We start from the raw sequence: 16,259 nt of genomic DNA, 5'->3' as shown, positions 1-16,259 counted from the left end.
CAGAGGATTCCGGGCGGCGAATCCTTGCAGCTATGTTGGCGGGACCAAAATCAATGAACACAGGTCTTTTCATTCTTCTGACAAGCCCCATAATGCCGAAATGCGAACGTGGCGGATAAATAGTACGGCTTCGGGGCTGCGGAAATGGCAGGATGGCTTGGCTTCTGCGTTCGTGCGTCTTGATGCCCAAGCTGTCGGAAACCACGATTTTGTCGGCAGGATCGAGCAAGCCCATCTTCCGACCGGGCAAGTAAGCCGGGTTCGTGCCGCTCCTCATCGGGTGCTGCGGCGTTCGGAACACGTCGCGCGCAGGCGAGGGGATCTGGTCTTTGCCAATCTCCAACTGTCAGGACGTGGTTTGGTCGAGATGCCCCAAGGCCGCTACGAAACCGCACCGATGGATTTGTGCTTGGTTTCGACGTCTGAACCGTATTCGATCACCCATACTGCACCATTTGAATTGATCTCGATCGCAATTCCGCAAGATGCTCTTCCAGCAACACTTGATCCTGGTATTCTGCGCCTGTCTCAAAGCGCGGCTGGCCGCGAATTGGCAAATGTTCTTGCCGGGCTTGGCGCGTTGGCCTTGCAGCTACCTGCGGCCAACGATGCGTTGAATGCACAGATTCTCAGCACTTTGTCGCTTGTCACACAGGTTTCTGCGGAAGAAACCGACGGCACTGCGCTGCTGGAGGCGATTCAAGCGCATATTGCACGATGTCATATGCAACCAGAGTTGTCAGCGGCACCGCTGGCCGCGTCTTTTGGGATAACCGAGCGTAAAATACACGCATTGTTTGAAGAAACAGGTCAGACGGTAGGTTCCCGTATCGAGGCTGCGCGCCTTGCAACGGCGCAGTCGCTGCTGGAAACTACCGACCTGCAAATCTCAGCCATTGCCGCGCGAGCAGGTTTTCGCGATCCCAGCTATTTCGCACGCGTCTTTCGTCGAAAGCATGGGGTAAGCCCGGGTGCATGGCGCGCTGCACAATTGTCCTGATCGCTCGCATCATTGTCCGCATCGTGTGTGCCAAACTTCTACGCGTTAGCAGTTGTAGGAGGCACCAATGCTGAAAACCCGTTTGACCGAACGCTACGGCGTTAAACATCCCTTCGCCCAAGCTGGCATGGCGTTTGCAGGTGAAAAGCCTGAGCTTGCTCAGGCTGTGGGGCAGGGCGGTGGAATAGGTGCGATCGGCGTCGGCTTCCTTCCACCTGATGAACTGCGCGAACATATCGCCAAGCTGCGCGACGCGGGGAAGCCGTTTAACATCAATTTCATCACCTGTTTCGGCAATGATGAGCAGGTCAAGACAACTGCCGGTGAAAAGGTCCCGGTGGCCTCGTTCCACTGGGGGTTGCCACCGGATGATCAGGTCAAGATGCTGAAGGATTCCGGCGCGGATATCTGGGTGCAGGTCGGCACAGTCGAAGACGGTGAAAAAGCTGTCGAGCTTGGCGCGGATCTTGTCGTGGCGCAAGGCTGGGAAGCAGGCGGCCACAATTACGGTGGAATGGGATCGATGGCGTTGGTGCCCGCAATGGTCGACGCGATCGGTGATAAGGCTATGGTATTGGCTTCGGGCGGGATAACAGACGGGCGCGGCGTAGCAGCGTCGCTGGCACTGGGGGCGGACGGCGTGTGGGTCGGCACGCGTCTGGTCGCGACCAACGAGGCTTGGGTCCATCCCGAACATCATACCCGCCTTGTCGCCGCATGTGGTGCTGATACAACCCGATCGGGTGTGTTCGGCCCGGAAATGCCGGATTTTAACCCCATGCGTCTGATGCGTGTCCGACCAACTGAAGAATTCGAAGGCCGCCTGGAAGACGTGCCTAAGGACCGCGCGAATGAACCGGTGATCGGCCAGACGCAGTTCCTGGGCCAACCGCATGAAAAGCGCCGTTTCGACGTGATCCTACCCACGCCGGATACCACAGGAGATTATGAGGAAATGGCCTGGCTGATGGGTCAAGGTGTGGGTTTGATCAAGGATATCCAGCCAGCCGCCGAGATTGTCGAGGAAATGATGGCCGACGCCGCACGCATACTTGGGGCAGCACAGTGACGGCACTTATCCGCGAAACGAATATCAAAGGCGCCGATTCTGGCGCCTTGCTTGGCGAAACGCTGGCCGTCAAAGCCAATGTTGCAATCGCCGGTTTACCGTGGGACGGCGCATCTCCGGCGTTGTCGAAGGTTGTCAGCAATGGTCACGCATCAACTGTTGACCGCGCACTGGCTGCTGGTGCGACGATTATAGGGCAGGCCAATATGCACGAACTTGCGTTTGGCATCACATCTGACAATGCACATTTTGGAGCTGTCGCAGGCCCGCATGGTGCCATGTCAGGTGGTTCGTCTGGTGGAACCGCTGCGGCAGTGGCGGCCGGCTTGGCGACCATGGGCTTGGCTTCTGACACCGGCGGATCAGGTCGCCTTCCAGCCGCGTTCTGCGGATGTATTGGCTTTCGCCCGTCTGCCGGGCGCTATCCGGGTGATGGCGTACTGAACCTGTCGATTTCGTTGGATACGATCAGCGCGATGGCACCGGATATGGACAGGTTGACCCGGCTTGATTCAGCACTGGCCGATGACAAGCCCTCAGAGGCCAGGCCACTCGAAGGTCTTCGACTGGGCCGTGTTCAATCCGTGTTCTGGGACAATGTCGACAGCCGCGTTGCAGGGCCGGTTGAAGCGGCAATCGAGAGATTGTGTGCCGCAGGAGCGGTGATCGAAACACGCGATGCCCCCGATTTGCACCAGGCGATGGAGGCCATCTCACTTCGGATTGTCATCGCCGAAGCCAAGCGTTGGTGGACATCTTTTCTAGAGCGCGAACTTCAACTGGACATCAGTGATTTCGCTGACCAAATCGCCAGCCCCGACGTTGCCGGAATCTTCCGCGAGATTGCCGCGGATGAGACCACCGATTCAGAACTGCAGTCCATGCGTACGCAGGGTCGCGATAAGGTATGCGAAATTCTGGAAACCGCGATGGATGGGTTGGATGTGCTTGTCTACCCAACCGTTCCGATAGCTGCCCCCAAGCTGCATACCGAGGAAGTCCAGCTGAACGGCAAGAGCCACGCCCTGTTCCCACTTCTAACTGATCGCGCCCTTGCAGCATCACTGTCCGGAAGCCCTGCAATCAGCTTGCCGATATCGGGGTTTGATGATCGTCCCTTGGGGCTGGAGCTAATGGCCCGCCGAGACGATGACCGCAGATTGCTTGGTTGGGCCACTACCATCGAACAGCTACTCTCCTGATCTTCGTTTCAGCAGCCGGGTGGTCGTTACAATATCCCATTTTCCGACACGATTACCCACTGCTGGCGCATTATGTTTAGATCGTCTTGAGTACAGCATTGCGATCCACGATCCGAGTGATGGATGCAACCTTTACGCGCCCATCCGGATGGTTGGTGCACATTGGGTGCGGATTGGTTGATTGGTCTGGAATTGCCGTACAAGTCGGTTCTGGTGCCGGGCATGAAAGCCACAACTTCGCTCAACCCGCGAAGAAGGCGATGGCGATAGGGCTATTCATATACAGCCTGGGCCGTCAGTTCGTCTGAGGGTAGCTGATGACCGAGATATAGCGTGCTGGCAACTTGACCAATCGTTCTGGTCCATGTGGGGCATCTGCGTCAAAAAACAGAGTATCGCCCGGTTTCAGCGGGTAAATTTGATCCCCATGTCGATAGTCAACCTCGCCTTCCAACATGTAAATCGTCTCGATTCCGCCATGCTGGAAGGTTGGAAATACATCCGATTCTGCTGTTAGAGTGATCAAATAGGGCTCGACTATCACGCCCGATCCATTGGCTCCAATATGTCCCAGCAGGTTGTATTGGTGGTTGGCGCGGGTTCCTTCACGTTCCAGCTCTATGCCTTCACCAGCTTTTGTGTGCACGGCTTCCCGGCGTTCCTCGAACTGCCTAAAGAAGCTTGTCAATGGAACTGATAGGGCATCGGCTAGAGATTGCAGTGTTGTCAATGAAGGCGATGTATTGCCGTTTTCGATTTTCGACAGCATTCCGATCGACAGACCAGTTAACTGGGCAAGTTCAGCAACCGTGATGTTTTGCTGTTTGCGAAAGGCCCGAACTTCGCGCCCGATCGCAACTTCAAGCACTTTCTCACGTTCGCCTGCTCGAACGGAATGCGGATCCTGTGTCAGATTGGCCGCCATATCGGTGTCGCGTTTTTTCAATTCTGCACTTTCAGCGTATCGCACTACATGGCGTGTTTAGTCCCGCAATCGTGCGCTGTGCATTACATATATCAATCCGGGCTACCATAGCGCCAATGTTTCCTGATAGTAAAATAGTCATGCTGATAGACAAAAGAACTGAGATCGGATTTCTGCTGTTCGACGGTTTTCCAATAGCCTGTCTGACCTCGATTGTAGAACCTTTGCGGGCAGCGAATGAGATCGCAGGGCAAGAGGCCTTTTGCTGGTCTCTGGTTTCCGAGCTCGGGCAGAAGGTCAAGTCCAGCGCCAATATCGGGTTCGAGGCTGATCGCGATCTATCTGATTGCCAATCAATCGATATTCTATTTCTCCTCAGTAGTCCCGTGGCCGGGTTTGGCGATCCGAAACAGGGAAATGGCACATTGCGAATGTTGGCCCGGCATGGAACCATTCTTGGCGGCATCAGTGGCGGTGTTTTTCCGTTGGTCCGGTCCGGGGTTATGACCGGGCGTCCGGTTTCTGTTCACTGGTGTTATGAAGCTGCATTTGAAGCTGAGTTTCCGGACATGGATGCCCGCCGCGAGGTGATCGTATCCGATACCAGCCGTTATACCGCTGCTGGAGCTGCGGCAGCGTTTGATCTGGCGCTTCATTTGATCGAAGACCGTTTGGGCAGTGATATCGCGCATGAGGTTGCCTGCTGGTTTCAACACCCGATGATGCGGGGGGAAGGCGTGCGCCAACAGGTTCCTAATGTCCGTCATTCAGGTTCCGGTGATAAACTACCACCGCTTGTAGCCAAGTCGGTCGAGCTGTTTGCAGGAAATGTCGGTCAGCCCATAACAATCGCTGAGGTTGCGCATCAGACTGGTGTCACCCCACGTCAGATCGAACGCGCGTTTAAGCAGGCCACCGGGTTAAGCCCTAGCCATTATTACCGCGCGATGCGGATGAAGGCGGCCCGGCAGATGGTCGTCTATACAAAAGATCCGATCCCCGAGATTGCTGCGGCAATTGGATATAGTTCGGTCGCGCCATTAGTGACGCATTATCGCGCAGCCTTTGGGCTGAGCCCCAGCGAGGATCGCCGTCGGATCAACCGTTTTCGGGTCGAAGACAACGCTCCACTACCCTCTGTTTGATCCGCGTGCTAGAGCGCAGAGTTCATCGCGGCGATAATTGCGTGCTGCAGGGTGCGTGCTGAAGATCGAGGACCGTAGATGCTGAACACATCGGCTGACCGGCACAGGACAAAACACCCGAGATGATGGATCGAGGTGCGCGCAGCATCCCCTTCTGCCATTTTTCTGCAATCCAGGTTGCACAACAGTTCCAGCACCGCCCGTACATCGGGGCCCTCCAGGTCAAACCGGGTCCACGCATCTGTTTGCTCGGACACGGAAGCGGCGTCTTTGACGTGGCCTTTCACCATCGACGCAAGGTCTTCATGTGTCTCGAAGGGTGCCTCAAGCATCCATTGCTCGGGTCCGGTCCAGAAAGCTTTGACCGTATGACCGGATGTCTGTCCGATGTCGGGCGCAGTATGCCCGGTCAAGGTAGCCAACGCGGTCCGTGTTTCGGCCTCATGCCCCAAACGCGCAGCGACCGAAGCCAGCGCGATATCGGGGTATTCGCGACAGGACACGCTACCAACCGTACAAGATTCCGGGCCGGTTCCACCAAGTGCGGTTAATGCGACAAGATCATGCACGAAGCCGTTCTCCCTGTGGATCGACAAAATGGGCCGAGACGATTTCAACTTCGACGGTCAGTTCAGTCAATGGCGAAACAAGCCGCATCTTTTCACCCTGGCGCTCGCCACCGTTCTTTAAAAAACCAAGACCGATATGACTGTCCAGAGACGGTGAGAAAGCCGCCGATGTGATATAGCCCTGATCATTAGCGGCATCCACAGGACCCGAGGCATTCATCAGATGGCCCCCGGCGGTTACCTTATCGCCTGAGTTAACTGGTTTGACGCCGACCATCATCAATGCGTCTGGTTGGTTCAGTCCCTCGCGCTCGGACAAGGTCGCGCCGATGCTGTCTTTCTTTTTTGACACCATCCGAGCCATTCCAAGGTTTAGGGCTGAGGTGGTTCCGTTCAACTCGTTGCCCGCCGCGTGACCCTTTTCGATCCGCATGACACTCAAGGCTTCGGTGCCGTATGGTACAACGTTGAACTCTTCACCCTCCCGCATCAGGCGCCGCATCAAGGCATCGCCATAACGGGACGGAACCGCGATTTCAAACGCCAGCTCGCCCGAGAACGAAATACGGAACAGACGCGCCCGCAATCCGCCACATACAGTGACGTTTCCACAACCCATGAAGGGGAAGCCTTCGTTTGAGATATCGAATTCGGGATCCACGATCTTTTGCAGAAGTTTGCGCGAATTTGGCCCTGCGACAGCGTATTGCGCCCAGGCTTCGGTGGTTGAGATCAGTTGTACGTCCATGTCCGGTAATAGGCATTGACGGACGAATTCCATGTGTTGATAGACTTTGACGGCGTTGGCCGTTGTAGTTGTGACAATGAAATGATCCTCGGCTAGCCGCGCAGCGGTGCCATCATCCATCGCAATGCCATCTTCTCGTAACATCAGGCCATAGCGGGTTTTACCCACCGCGAATTTGGCAAAGCCGTTGCAGTAAATCCGGTTCAGGAAATCCGCCGCATCGGTGCCTTGTACGTCAATCTTGCCGAGCGTGGTGCAATCGCACACCCCGACCGAGGCGCGGGTCTGGCGCACTTCGCGGTCGACGGATTGACGCCAATGCGTTTCACCCGGCAAAGGGAACCATTGTGCGCGTAGCCAATTGCCGACCTCGACAAACACTGCGCCCCGCTCTTTGGCCCAATAGTGCGAGGGTGGCAGGCGGGTAGGGTGAAACTCCTGCCCTTTTAGACGACCGGCAAAGGTTGCAATTGGGACAGGGGTGTAGGGAGGGCGGAAAATTGTGGTGCCGGTTTCAGGAATGGATTTTCCAGCAAGTTCGGCCATGATCGCCAAACCACCCATGTTCGACGTCTTGCCCTGATCGGTTGCCATGCCCAGTGTGGTGTAGCGTTTGAGGTGTTCGACCGATCGGAACCCTTCCTGATGGCTAAGCTTCACGTCTTTGACGGTTACGTCATTCTGCTGGTCCAGCCATGCCCGCGAACAGCCCTGCACATACCAGAATGGGGTTTGACGGACTGGCATATCCTCAGCTTCGGGCAATGTGGGTAGGTCGCCTTTCAGTTCAAGTGCCTGCGCCGCACCTTGGGCGCCAGATTGTAGGGCGCCATAAGTGGTCATGATACCGTTTGCAGCCCCGGCGACTGCCAGACCCGGAGGCAGCGTTTCTCCGGGGACGAAAGCGGACAGGCCCTCATCCCATGTTGGTCGGCCACGCTGATGGCAGGTCAGGTGTACATTCGGATTCCATCCACCCGAGACACCAAGCGCGCCCACATCCAGCGTACGGTTCGAGCCGTCGGCTAAACCGACTTCGACAAAAGCCAAGCCAAGGCGGCCTTTGGTATCGATCACCTGTGCGCCGCGCAGAACTTCGTAATCACCGCTTGTTGGTGCATCTACCCGCACATCGACAACGGCGGCGATTTTCACTCCTTTGGCATGCAGATCGGCTGCAGTTCGGTGACCATCATCGTTATTGGTAAATATGGCCACGCGCCGGGCCGGGGTGGCGGCGAACCGGTTGGCGTAGCTGCGCAAAGCACCTGCCAGCATGATGCCGGGCCGGTCGTTGTTTTCAAAGGCGATCGGACGTTCGGTCGCCCCTGTACATAAGAGCGCGCGCTTGGAATAGATGCGCCACAGGATCTGTCGGGGTTTGCCTGTGGGCAGGTTGGCCAGATGGTCGCCCGTCTGTTCTACTGCCCCGTAAATACCGTGATCGAAGGCACCGATGGTTGTGGTCCGCGGCATCAGGCGAACATTGGGCATCGCCGACAGCTCAGCCACTGTTTGCGCCACCCAGATTTCAGCCTGATCGTCGTTCAGCAAGAAACTCTCGCTGTTCAAACGGCCGCCGAGGGCGAAATCTTCATCCGCCAAAATCACCTCTGATCCAGCCCGTCCGGCAGTCAGCGCCGCCATCAATCCAGCCGGACCCGCACCGATGATCAACAGGTCGCAATGTCTGAACCCCTTGTCGTACTCATCAGGGTCGTCCTGCATCGACAATGTGCCCAATCCAGCAGCTCGGCGGATCAGTGGTTCATAAAACTTTTCCCAGAACACCGCCGGCCACATGAAGGTTTTGTAGTAGAAACCCGCAGTCAGAAAGCGCGACAACTGGTCATTGATCGCCAGCGCATCAAATTTCAGGCTGGGCCAGCGATTCTGGGAATTGGCTTCGAGCCCGTCAAACATTTCTATGGTCGTGGCGCGGGTATTGGGTTCTTTCCGACTGCCCTTGCGCAATTCAACCAGTGCGTTGGGCTCCTCCGACCCCGCACTCAGAACCCCGCGCGGACGGTGATACTTGAAAGACCGCCCCATCAGGCGCACGCCATTGGCCAAAAGGGCCGATGCCAGAGTATCGCCTGGATGTGCCGTGTAATTGCGGTTGTCGAATTTGAAATTCAGGGTTTTGGTACGATCAATCTGGCCGCCGCCCAACCGGTTAACTTGTGTCATTTGGAACGCCCTCGTGTCCGGGCAACGTCGCGGGCCAGCTCCACCCTGGATATCTCGTGCGTAACCGTGTTGCGTGTTACGACCAGCCAGGATCGATCTCCGCCTTCGTGAAACCACAGCTCGCGATGTTCACCGGCGGGGTTGTCGCGCAGATAAGCATAATCATGGAAGGCTTCGGCTGCGTTTTCGGCCTGCCAGTCGGGCCGATCAATCAGAGACGCGTCGCCCAGATAGACGAACTCGGAACTGTCGCGGGGACCCAGCAAAGGATGTTGGATGATCATCTTGCGGCTTTCCTCAGTGCAGATTGGGCTGGTTGCCCATACCTTTTTCGTCAATCATCCGTCCGGCACGAAACCGGTCAAGGCGATAGGCGGTTGCGGTTGGGTGGGGTTCGTCCTTTGCCAGCAGATGAGCGAAACAATGGCCCGACGCCGGAGTGGCCTTGAAGCCGCCATAGCACCAGCCGCCGTTGAAATAGAGCCCGTCAATATGGGTCCGGTCGATGATGGGCGAGCCGTCCATGGACATATCCATGATCCCGCCCCACATGCGCAGCAGACGTGCGCGTCCGATCATTGGCATGAGCGCCATACCGCCTTCGCAGACATCTTCGACCACGGGCAGATTTCCGCGTTGCGCGTACGAATTGTACCCGTCCAGATCACCCCCGAACACCAGGCCGCCTTTGTCAGATTGGCTGACATAGAAATGTCCGGCGCCAAAGGTGATCACACCTGGCAGCAGAGGCTTCAGCCCCTCCGAGACAAAGGCCTGTAGAACGTGGCTTTCTATTGGTAGTCGCATGCCTGCCATACCCATCAGTCGCCCCGAATTCCCTGCAACAGCACAGCCTACTTTGCCCGCTCCGATAAACCCTTTTGAGGTTTCGACGCCCAGACATCTACCATTTTCGATGCGGAAGCCGGTGACTTCGCAATTCTGAATGATATCGACGCCATTCTTGTCTGCCGAACGAGCATATCCCCATGCCACAGCATCATGGCGAACAGTGCCGCCGCGCCGTTGTGCCAGTCCGCCTTTGATCGGGAACCTTGCATTGTTGAAGTTGAGAAAAGGGTATTCTCTGCGCACCTGATCGGCATCCAGCAACTCGGCATCCGCGCCGTTCAGGATCATGGCATTGCCGCGTCGCGTGAAGGCATCCCGTTGGGCATCAGAGTGGATCAGATTGATAATCCCACGCTGACTGACCATCGCGTTATAGTTCAGATCCTGCTCCAGACCTTCCCACAGTTTCAGAGAGAACTCGTAGAATGGTTCATTTCCGTCCAACAAATAGTTCGAGCGGATGATGGTGGTGTTGCGCCCGACATTGCCTCCGCCGATCCAGCCCTTCTCGATGACGGCGACGTTGCGATGGCCATACACCTTGGCAAGGTAATGCGCCGTCGCTAGCCCGTGGCCACCACCCCCGATGATTAAGATGTCATACTGTGGCTTGGGCTCAGGGTCGCGCCACGCCGGTTTCCAGCCTTTGTGACCAGTGAGCGCCTCTTTGATAACTTGAAAGCCAGAGTATCGCATGAATCGGACCTTTTTTATCAGAATCCACTTAAATGCCTAGTTTGAACAGGCTTGAATCCGACATCCACTAACTTGAATCAGACCTCCAGCGACGATTGCGTCGTCCTTTGCCGATGGCTTAGTTCCCAAATCGGACTGCTTGTCAGATTTCGAAACCCGCATGGCGGTTTGCGCCAGAACCAATCAGACCAGTACGGCATTTTAAACGCATCCGCAGGAGCTTGTCTTGTTAATCTTTGCAAACGGTGATTTGGCAACTAAGAAGGTCGCATGAACAGTCAATCCCATATCAAAAGTACCGCACGATCCCTTCCGATCGCGCTGTTGCGTGCCCGTGAAACTGTGATGGCGCCAATCCGCGACATGCTGCAGGATATTCGCCTGACCGAACAGAAGTGGAGAATTCTGCGCGTACTGGATGAGTTGGGTGAAGTAGAGCAAAGCGCAATCGCGCATGAAGCCTGCCTGCTGTTGCCCAGCGTCACCCGTATTTTGCGTGCGATGGAGGCCGACGGCCAGATCGTCCGCCGCAAAGACAAAGAAGACAAACGCCGCACCATGGTACGGATCACCGACGCGGGCCGGACGATATTAGAAAATAACCTTGCCACATCCCATGCGATTTCAAGCAATATCGAAGCGCAAATGGGGCGTGAAAAATTGGATCAGTTACTGGACCTGCTTGAGGAATTGCAGAACGTAAAGGTCTGAGCTCATCTTCGAAAGACCAGTCCAGCGCTATGTGCGCATTATATTTGCAGGCATCTTTGCAATCCTGAAAACAGTTCACTTCTATTTCCTGCGGAATGTTGTCAGGCGTGTAAGTGGTCGATCTCGGGCCGGGCAGTCAATGCGGCGGTCGCTCCAACTAGAGGCTTCGGATAGGAATACGTCCGATCAACTTGGCAACCTTCTACCTGTGTCTGGGTCAAACAAGTGCATCTGCTCTGACGCGATCGAGAACCGAACGGTCGGACGTCTATCTTCAATTGGATGAACGCCAGGAAGACTGACGGTCATCACCTCCTGAGTACCTGTCAGCCGTCCGTGCAGCAGTGTGTTTGCTCCCAAAGGTTCGGCCATTTGAACCGCAACTTCCAGCGGGCCATTTTCATCCAGCGACAAGTGTTCGGGCCGAATTCCAAGCTTCACTGAGATATCTGGCCCTTGCGATGGACCAATTTCCAGACCTTCGAATTTGATCATCCCGCCTTCACGCCGCGCGTCAAAGACATTCATGGCTGGGCTGCCGATGAATTGAGCTGCAAACAGAGTTTGCGGGGTCTCATAGACATCCAGGGGTGTTCCGATTTGCTCGGCAATGCCGCCGTTCATCACGATCATTCTATCCGCCATCGTCATGGCCTCGACTTGATCATGTGTGACATACAGAGATGTAATTCCAAGCTTTTCCTGAAGTTCACGAATTTCCAGACGCATCTGAACGCGCAGTTTCGCATCAAGGTTTGAAAGCGGCTCATCAAATAGAAACACAGCGGGTTCGCGAACAATGGCGCGGCCCATAGCAACCCGCTGCCGTTGCCGCCAGACAACTGGCGGGGTTTACGATCCAGTAAAGCTTCAAGTTGCAACAGCTTCGCCGCTTGGTTCACCTTTTGATCGATCTCGGACTTGGGCAATCCGGCGATTTTTAATCCATATCCCATGTTCTGTCGCACGGACATATGCGGGTAAAGTGCATAGTTCTGGAACACCATAGCGATGTCCCGATCCATCGGTTCTTTGTCATTTGCCCGCTCATCACCGATCCGGATTTCGCCTGCTGTCACAGTTTCAAGACCCGCCACCATGCGCAGAAGCGTAGATTTACCGCAGCCCGAAGGCCCGACAATCACTATGAATTCACCATCGGCGATATCAATGTCGATGCCATGAATGACGTCCGTCGGGCCTTTGATCAGCACGTCTGCAATAACCTAAAGAAACAGGACCGGGATCATTGAGCATAGTGTCACAAGCGTCGAGAAGATCGCTGTTGTCGCGATTGACGCGCGATAGAACTTGTCGCTGAGAAGGAACTCGAAGTTGCCAAGCCCGACGAACTGAGACAACAGGCCGAACGGGTCAGGAATGAACAGCGACCGCCATATTGGCTGCGCTGCTGGAAAAAAGAAAAACACAGCAGAGGCGATCACCTGCGGCCCGTGCAGATGGCTTACCATCCTTTGCCCAGTCGCCCATCGCATTCAGTTGTGCCGCCTGCACTAGACCGTTCAATATCAACTCGGTATCTAGACCAGTAAAGCCATTATCCTTCGACGCAGATGGCACATCGTGATTAACCGACATGTTTTCCAGATGAATCCAGCTCTGCCATGCTGAGACCAGCGGGCATTCTTCACCGCCTTCTTTCAACTGATCAAGCACATCACCAACTTTCTCCGATGTTGAAAGGTCGTTGTCTGTATCAGCTCCTGCCGCCTCCATGGCATCGCGGTTGACCCATAGAACCGGCGTGGATGAGTTGAACTCTTCAACCTGTGCTTTCACCAGATCACCAAGACGGCCCGTAAAGGCATGCCAGAATTGGACTTCGGTTTGCGCCATTGCCGCCACAAAGGACAAGACAGTTGCTACGGCGAGAGCGCCAAACCCTAAGAATTCGACAGCTTGAAGCGCTGATGGCGGTGACGACCAATGGGTCGATCACATCGGCGGCCGCTGATCTGGGGGTGAGTCAGCCAGCCGTGAGCAGGCTCATCTCCGATCTTGAAAAGTCACTGGGGTTTCAACTTTTTGACCGCCGCGAGGGTCGGTTGGTACCCACGCAGGAAGTGCGGTATCTGCAACCCAGCGTCGAGCGTGTTCTGGAACTGATGAAGCAGATTGCTGACGTCAGTCAGGACATAACGCAACGAAAGGCCGGGCATATCCGGGTGGCCTGCCTGCCTGGGTTTGCCACCAGCCACCTACCGAAAGTAATTGCCGATTTTCTAAAAGACCGCCCCGGTGTCACCATGACGATTGAGCCGGATCGGCCCGAGCGCATTCTGGAATGGATGATTGGTGAGCAATATGACTTTGGAATCACCGACAGCTTTAATGGCCATCCGGCCGTTCAAAGTACAGATGTTGACGTGCGTACGGTCTGCGTGTTTCCAAGCGGTCATGATTTGGAAGGTGTTTCTGAGGTGACACCCAGAGAGCTTGCAAATGAGAAAATCATTCACACCCGTCGCGATAGCGACTTTTTTGCGCGCCTTTCAAAGACCTTTCAAAGCGCAAATGTCGAGTTGAATTCCCATATCGAAGTCAGGCAATTTACGGCGGCATGTGATCTGGCATTAAAAGGCGTCGGCGTTTCGGTCGTGAGCGAACTGGATGCCGTGCAATATGCCAATCAAGGTCTGAGCTACAGGTCGTTCAAACCGTTTTTACCTCATACGCTTTCATTGGTGCGACCCATATTGAAACAACCCTCTTTGGTGACGCTGGAGTTCATCGAGCAGTTCAGTGAAAGCCTGAACCCGTTTCGGGTAGATTCTGGCAAGCACTGATTGCCAACCCTTCGGAAATTCGCGCTATTCTCGAGTTTGATTGCGAAATCATCAACGATTGCTCAGATTGGGTCGACCAGTTTCAGCAAAATAAATATCCACTTGAGACTTCGACCCGCTTTACGATGTATCACTTTGGCGGCACAGTATCGGTAATCTCAACCACAGTTCGACGCTTGATCGGCTTAGGTGATCTTTAATCATCATTGTTACATTCACCATCTAAGTGGCGTGTCGAACATATTTCAAGAAAGGTGTCACATGCCCTTTTCCAGCCGTAATGTTTCTCGCCGTCAGTTTCTTGCGACGACAACGGCCAGTGCAGCCGCAATCACACTGCATCCGTTTTCCGCATCAGCCGCCAACAATCAGGCGCACCTGAGGATCATGGAGACGACCGACATCCACGTGCATGTCTTCCCGTATGACTACTATGCCGACAAACCTCGGGACACCGTGGGCCTGTCGCGTACTGCATCGATTATCAATGACATTCGTTCCGAGGCGACAAACTCGATTCTCGTCGACAACGGTGACTTTTTGCAGGGTAATCCGATGGGCGACTACATTGCCTACGAGCGTGGGATGAAGGCGGGTGACAGCCATCCGATCATCGCTGCCTTTAATACTGTCGGCTACGATGCGGCCACCTTGGGCAACCACGAATTCAACTACGGCTTGGAGTTTCTTGACAAGGCGCTTGCGGGCGCCGAGTTCCCCGTGGTTCTCGCCAATATCGCTAAGAAGAAAGGGGCCAATCCACGCGACGACGAAACTTTGGTAAAGCCCTACGCAATTTTGGATCGGGAAATCGAATTGGGTGACGGTTCGATACATCCGATCAAGATCGGTGTCATCGGGTTTACCCCGCCACAAGTCATGAATTGGGATCGCAAACATCTCGAAGGCAATGTTGAGGCCCGCGATATCGTCGAGACGGCCAAGGCATACGTACCTGAGATGAAAGAGCAAGGATGTGATCTGATCATCGCGCTGTCGCATTCAGGTATTGGTGAGGCAGATCATTCGGAGGGGATGGAGAATGCCTCGGTCGTTCTTGCAGGGGTAGACGGGGTTGACGCGTTGGTCACCGGTCACAATCATCTGGTCTTCCCTTCGCCAACATTTGCAGACCGGCCCGGTATTGACGTGGAAACTGGCACGCTGATGGGTAAGCCTGCGGTCATGGGGGGATTTTGGGGGTCACACCTTGGTCTGCTTGACCTGCTGTTGGAAAGGGATGGTAATGAATGGCGCGTGGTTACAACTACGTCAGAAGCGCGGCCTATCTCAAAACGGAACGAGGATCGATCAATTACCGCGCTGGTTGGTGATGATCAGAAGGTTCTCGACTCGGTCGCAAAAGATCACGACGAAACACTGGCCTATGTCCGTCGCGCTGTAGGCAAGACCTCGGCCCCGCTTCACAGCTATTTCGCGTTGGTCGCGGATGATCCGTCTGTGCAGATCGTTTCGATCGCGCAGAAATGGTATGTCGAACAGATGTTGAAAGGGACCGAGCATGAGGGATTGCCAATCCTTTCCGCGGCGGCCCCTTTCAAGGCCGGAGGGCGTGGCGGTCCCGAATACTACACCGATGTGCCGGTCGGGGATGTTGCGATCAAGAATGTCGCCGATCTTTATCTGTATCCAAATACTGTACGAGCGGTTCGCGTGAACGGCGCGCAGGTCCGAGGTTGGTTGGAGCGATCGGCTGGTATGTTCAACCAGATAGATACCGGCTCAACAGATGCAGTGCTTTTGAACCCAGAGTTCCCGTCTTACAATTTCGATGTAATGGACGGTGTGACCTATCAGATCGATCTGTCCCAGCCTTCACGATTTGGCCCCAAGGGCGAAGAAACAAACCCAGATGCAGCCCGGATTGTGAACCTTGCCCTCAACGGTGTGCCGGTTACGGATGATATGGAATTTATCATTGCGACCAACAATTACCGTGCATCCGGCGGGGGCTCTTTCCCCGGTGCGTTGGGTGACACGGTTGTATTTGAAGCCCCGGATACCAACCGTGACGTTATTGTTCGCTATATTGTCGAGCAGGGTACAATCAATCCCAAGGCAGATGCGAACTGGTCATTTGCGCCGCTCGCGGACACGACGGTCCTATTTGAAACCGGACCAAAGGCACGCGATTATATGAATGATGTTAAAGGCATCGTCATCGAAGATGCAGGGGAAGGTGCAGATGGATTTGCGGCGTTCCGTATAAGGCTCTGACCCATGTAAGATCAGAAAAACCCCGCCAATTTTTTGGCGGGGTTTTTTGTGTTTTGTGGTTTTTGTTTTGTGATTATTCTGCGGCGTCTTCGTATTCTGACATTGGG

12 protein-coding genes and 3 pseudogenes are annotated in these 16,259 nt (G+C 55.0%); 7 read left to right on the top strand and 8 right to left on the bottom strand.

What is annotated here, in order from left to right; genetic code table 11:
* Positions 1-157: 157 nt before the first annotated feature.
* The 3 genes from Q1B46_RS20440 (at position 158) to Q1B46_RS20430 (ending at position 3,271) form a co-directional block, all read left to right on the top strand.
* Positions 158-1,000: a helix-turn-helix domain-containing protein gene (locus Q1B46_RS20440; protein ID WP_299951398.1), complete on the top strand. Its 843-nt coding sequence runs from the start codon at positions 158-160 to the stop codon at positions 998-1,000.
* A 67-nt stretch (positions 1,001-1,067) separates the two neighbouring features.
* Complete coding sequence (locus Q1B46_RS20435; RefSeq protein WP_299951395.1) at positions 1,068-2,069, top strand: nitronate monooxygenase; 1,002 nt, start codon at positions 1,068-1,070, stop codon at positions 2,067-2,069.
* Positions 2,066-3,271, top strand: coding sequence for an amidase family protein (locus Q1B46_RS20430; RefSeq protein WP_299951392.1), 1,206 nt, complete (start codon positions 2,066-2,068; stop codon positions 3,269-3,271). Before Q1B46_RS20435 ends, Q1B46_RS20430 begins: the two co-directional genes overlap by 4 nt.
* Positions 3,272-3,566: 295 nt before the next feature.
* On the opposite strand, the gene Q1B46_RS20425 is transcribed toward Q1B46_RS20430, so the two are convergent.
* On the bottom strand, positions 3,567-4,196 hold the full coding sequence (locus Q1B46_RS20425; RefSeq protein ID WP_299951591.1) for an XRE family transcriptional regulator: 630 nt from the start codon (positions 4,194-4,196) through the stop codon (positions 3,567-3,569).
* A 140-nt stretch (positions 4,197-4,336) separates the two neighbouring features.
* Between Q1B46_RS20425 and Q1B46_RS20420 the strand changes: the two genes are divergently transcribed.
* Positions 4,337-5,341 carry a helix-turn-helix domain-containing protein gene (locus Q1B46_RS20420; RefSeq protein ID WP_299951389.1) on the top strand — a complete coding sequence of 335 codons (1,005 nt, stop codon included), beginning with the start codon at positions 4,337-4,339 and terminating at the stop codon, positions 5,339-5,341.
* Positions 5,342-5,349: 8 nt separating this feature from the next.
* Here the strand turns inward: Q1B46_RS20420 and Q1B46_RS20415 are convergent, their stop codons facing one another.
* From Q1B46_RS20415 to Q1B46_RS20400, 4 genes are read right to left on the bottom strand one after another with little or no spacing between them, the layout of a single operon-like run.
* Positions 5,350-5,910 (bottom strand): sarcosine oxidase subunit gamma, encoded by a 561-nt coding sequence (locus Q1B46_RS20415; RefSeq protein WP_299951386.1) that lies wholly within the window; start codon positions 5,908-5,910, stop codon positions 5,350-5,352.
* Positions 5,903-8,848: a sarcosine oxidase subunit alpha family protein gene (locus Q1B46_RS20410; protein WP_299951384.1), complete on the bottom strand. Its 2,946-nt coding sequence runs from the start codon at positions 8,846-8,848 to the stop codon at positions 5,903-5,905. Before Q1B46_RS20410 ends, Q1B46_RS20415 begins: the two co-directional genes overlap by 8 nt.
* Complete coding sequence (locus Q1B46_RS20405) at positions 8,845-9,132, bottom strand: sarcosine oxidase subunit delta (protein WP_299951381.1); 288 nt, start codon at positions 9,130-9,132, stop codon at positions 8,845-8,847. The genes Q1B46_RS20410 and Q1B46_RS20405 overlap by 4 nt, the downstream gene beginning before the upstream one ends.
* Positions 9,133-9,145: 13 nt before the next feature.
* On the bottom strand, positions 9,146-10,396 hold the full coding sequence (locus Q1B46_RS20400) for a sarcosine oxidase subunit beta family protein (RefSeq protein ID WP_299951378.1): 1,251 nt from the start codon (positions 10,394-10,396) through the stop codon (positions 9,146-9,148).
* Positions 10,397-10,666: 270 nt separating this feature from the next.
* On the opposite strand from Q1B46_RS20400, the gene hpaR reads away from it, so the two are divergent.
* Positions 10,667-11,107 (top strand): homoprotocatechuate degradation operon regulator HpaR, encoded by a 441-nt coding sequence (gene hpaR, locus Q1B46_RS20395; protein WP_299951375.1) that lies wholly within the window; start codon positions 10,667-10,669, stop codon positions 11,105-11,107.
* 186 nt (positions 11,108-11,293) lie between these two features.
* Here the strand turns inward: hpaR and ugpC are convergent.
* From ugpC to Q1B46_RS20380, 3 pseudogenes are all read right to left on the bottom strand, one after another.
* Positions 11,294-12,330, bottom strand: a pseudogene (gene ugpC / locus Q1B46_RS20390) (sn-glycerol-3-phosphate ABC transporter ATP-binding protein UgpC).
* A 6-nt stretch (positions 12,331-12,336) separates the two neighbouring features.
* Positions 12,337-12,552, bottom strand: a pseudogene (locus Q1B46_RS20385) (glycerol-3-phosphate transporter permease); the annotation flags it as partial.
* A pseudogene (locus tag Q1B46_RS20380) lies at positions 12,552-12,964 on the bottom strand (sn-glycerol-3-phosphate ABC transporter substrate-binding protein); the annotation flags it as partial. The pseudogenes Q1B46_RS20380 and Q1B46_RS20385, both read right to left, overlap by 1 nt.
* A gap of 74 nt (positions 12,965-13,038) precedes the next feature.
* On the opposite strand from Q1B46_RS20380, the gene Q1B46_RS20375 reads away from it, so the two are divergent.
* Both Q1B46_RS20375 and Q1B46_RS20370 read left to right on the top strand, forming a co-directional pair.
* Positions 13,039-13,914 carry a LysR substrate-binding domain-containing protein gene (locus Q1B46_RS20375; protein ID WP_299951369.1) on the top strand — a complete coding sequence of 292 codons (876 nt, stop codon included), beginning with the start codon at positions 13,039-13,041 and terminating at the stop codon, positions 13,912-13,914.
* Between the two features lie 261 nt (positions 13,915-14,175).
* Positions 14,176-16,152: a bifunctional 2',3'-cyclic-nucleotide 2'-phosphodiesterase/3'-nucleotidase gene (locus tag Q1B46_RS20370; RefSeq protein ID WP_299951366.1), complete on the top strand. Its 1,977-nt coding sequence runs from the start codon at positions 14,176-14,178 to the stop codon at positions 16,150-16,152.
* The last annotated feature ends 107 nt before the right edge of the window (positions 16,153-16,259 follow it).

The organism is uncultured Ruegeria sp. (assembly GCF_947500045.1).
Classification (GTDB): Bacteria; Pseudomonadota; Alphaproteobacteria; order Rhodobacterales; family Rhodobacteraceae; genus Ruegeria.
This window is presented reverse-complemented; position numbering and strand designations above follow the sequence as displayed.

Coding starts and splice junctions, on each gene's coding strand:
- Q1B46_RS20435 (WP_299951395.1), top strand. CDS start 1,068: ATGCTGAAAACCCGTTTGACCGAACGCTACGGCGTTAAACATCCCTTC.
- Q1B46_RS20425 (WP_299951591.1), bottom strand. CDS start 4,196: ATGGCGGCCAATCTGACACAGGATCCGCATTCCGTTCGAGCAGGCGAA.
- Q1B46_RS20420 (WP_299951389.1), top strand. CDS start 4,337: ATGCTGATAGACAAAAGAACTGAGATCGGATTTCTGCTGTTCGACGGT.
- Q1B46_RS20410 (WP_299951384.1), bottom strand. CDS start 8,848: ATGACACAAGTTAACCGGTTGGGCGGCGGCCAGATTGATCGTACCAAA.
- Q1B46_RS20405 (WP_299951381.1), bottom strand. CDS start 9,132: ATGATCATCCAACATCCTTTGCTGGGTCCCCGCGACAGTTCCGAGTTC.
- Q1B46_RS20400 (WP_299951378.1), bottom strand. CDS start 10,396: ATGCGATACTCTGGCTTTCAAGTTATCAAAGAGGCGCTCACTGGTCAC.
- hpaR (WP_299951375.1), top strand. CDS start 10,667: ATGAACAGTCAATCCCATATCAAAAGTACCGCACGATCCCTTCCGATC.
- Q1B46_RS20375 (WP_299951369.1), top strand. CDS start 13,039: ATGGCGGTGACGACCAATGGGTCGATCACATCGGCGGCCGCTGATCTG.
- Q1B46_RS20370 (WP_299951366.1), top strand. CDS start 14,176: ATGCCCTTTTCCAGCCGTAATGTTTCTCGCCGTCAGTTTCTTGCGACG.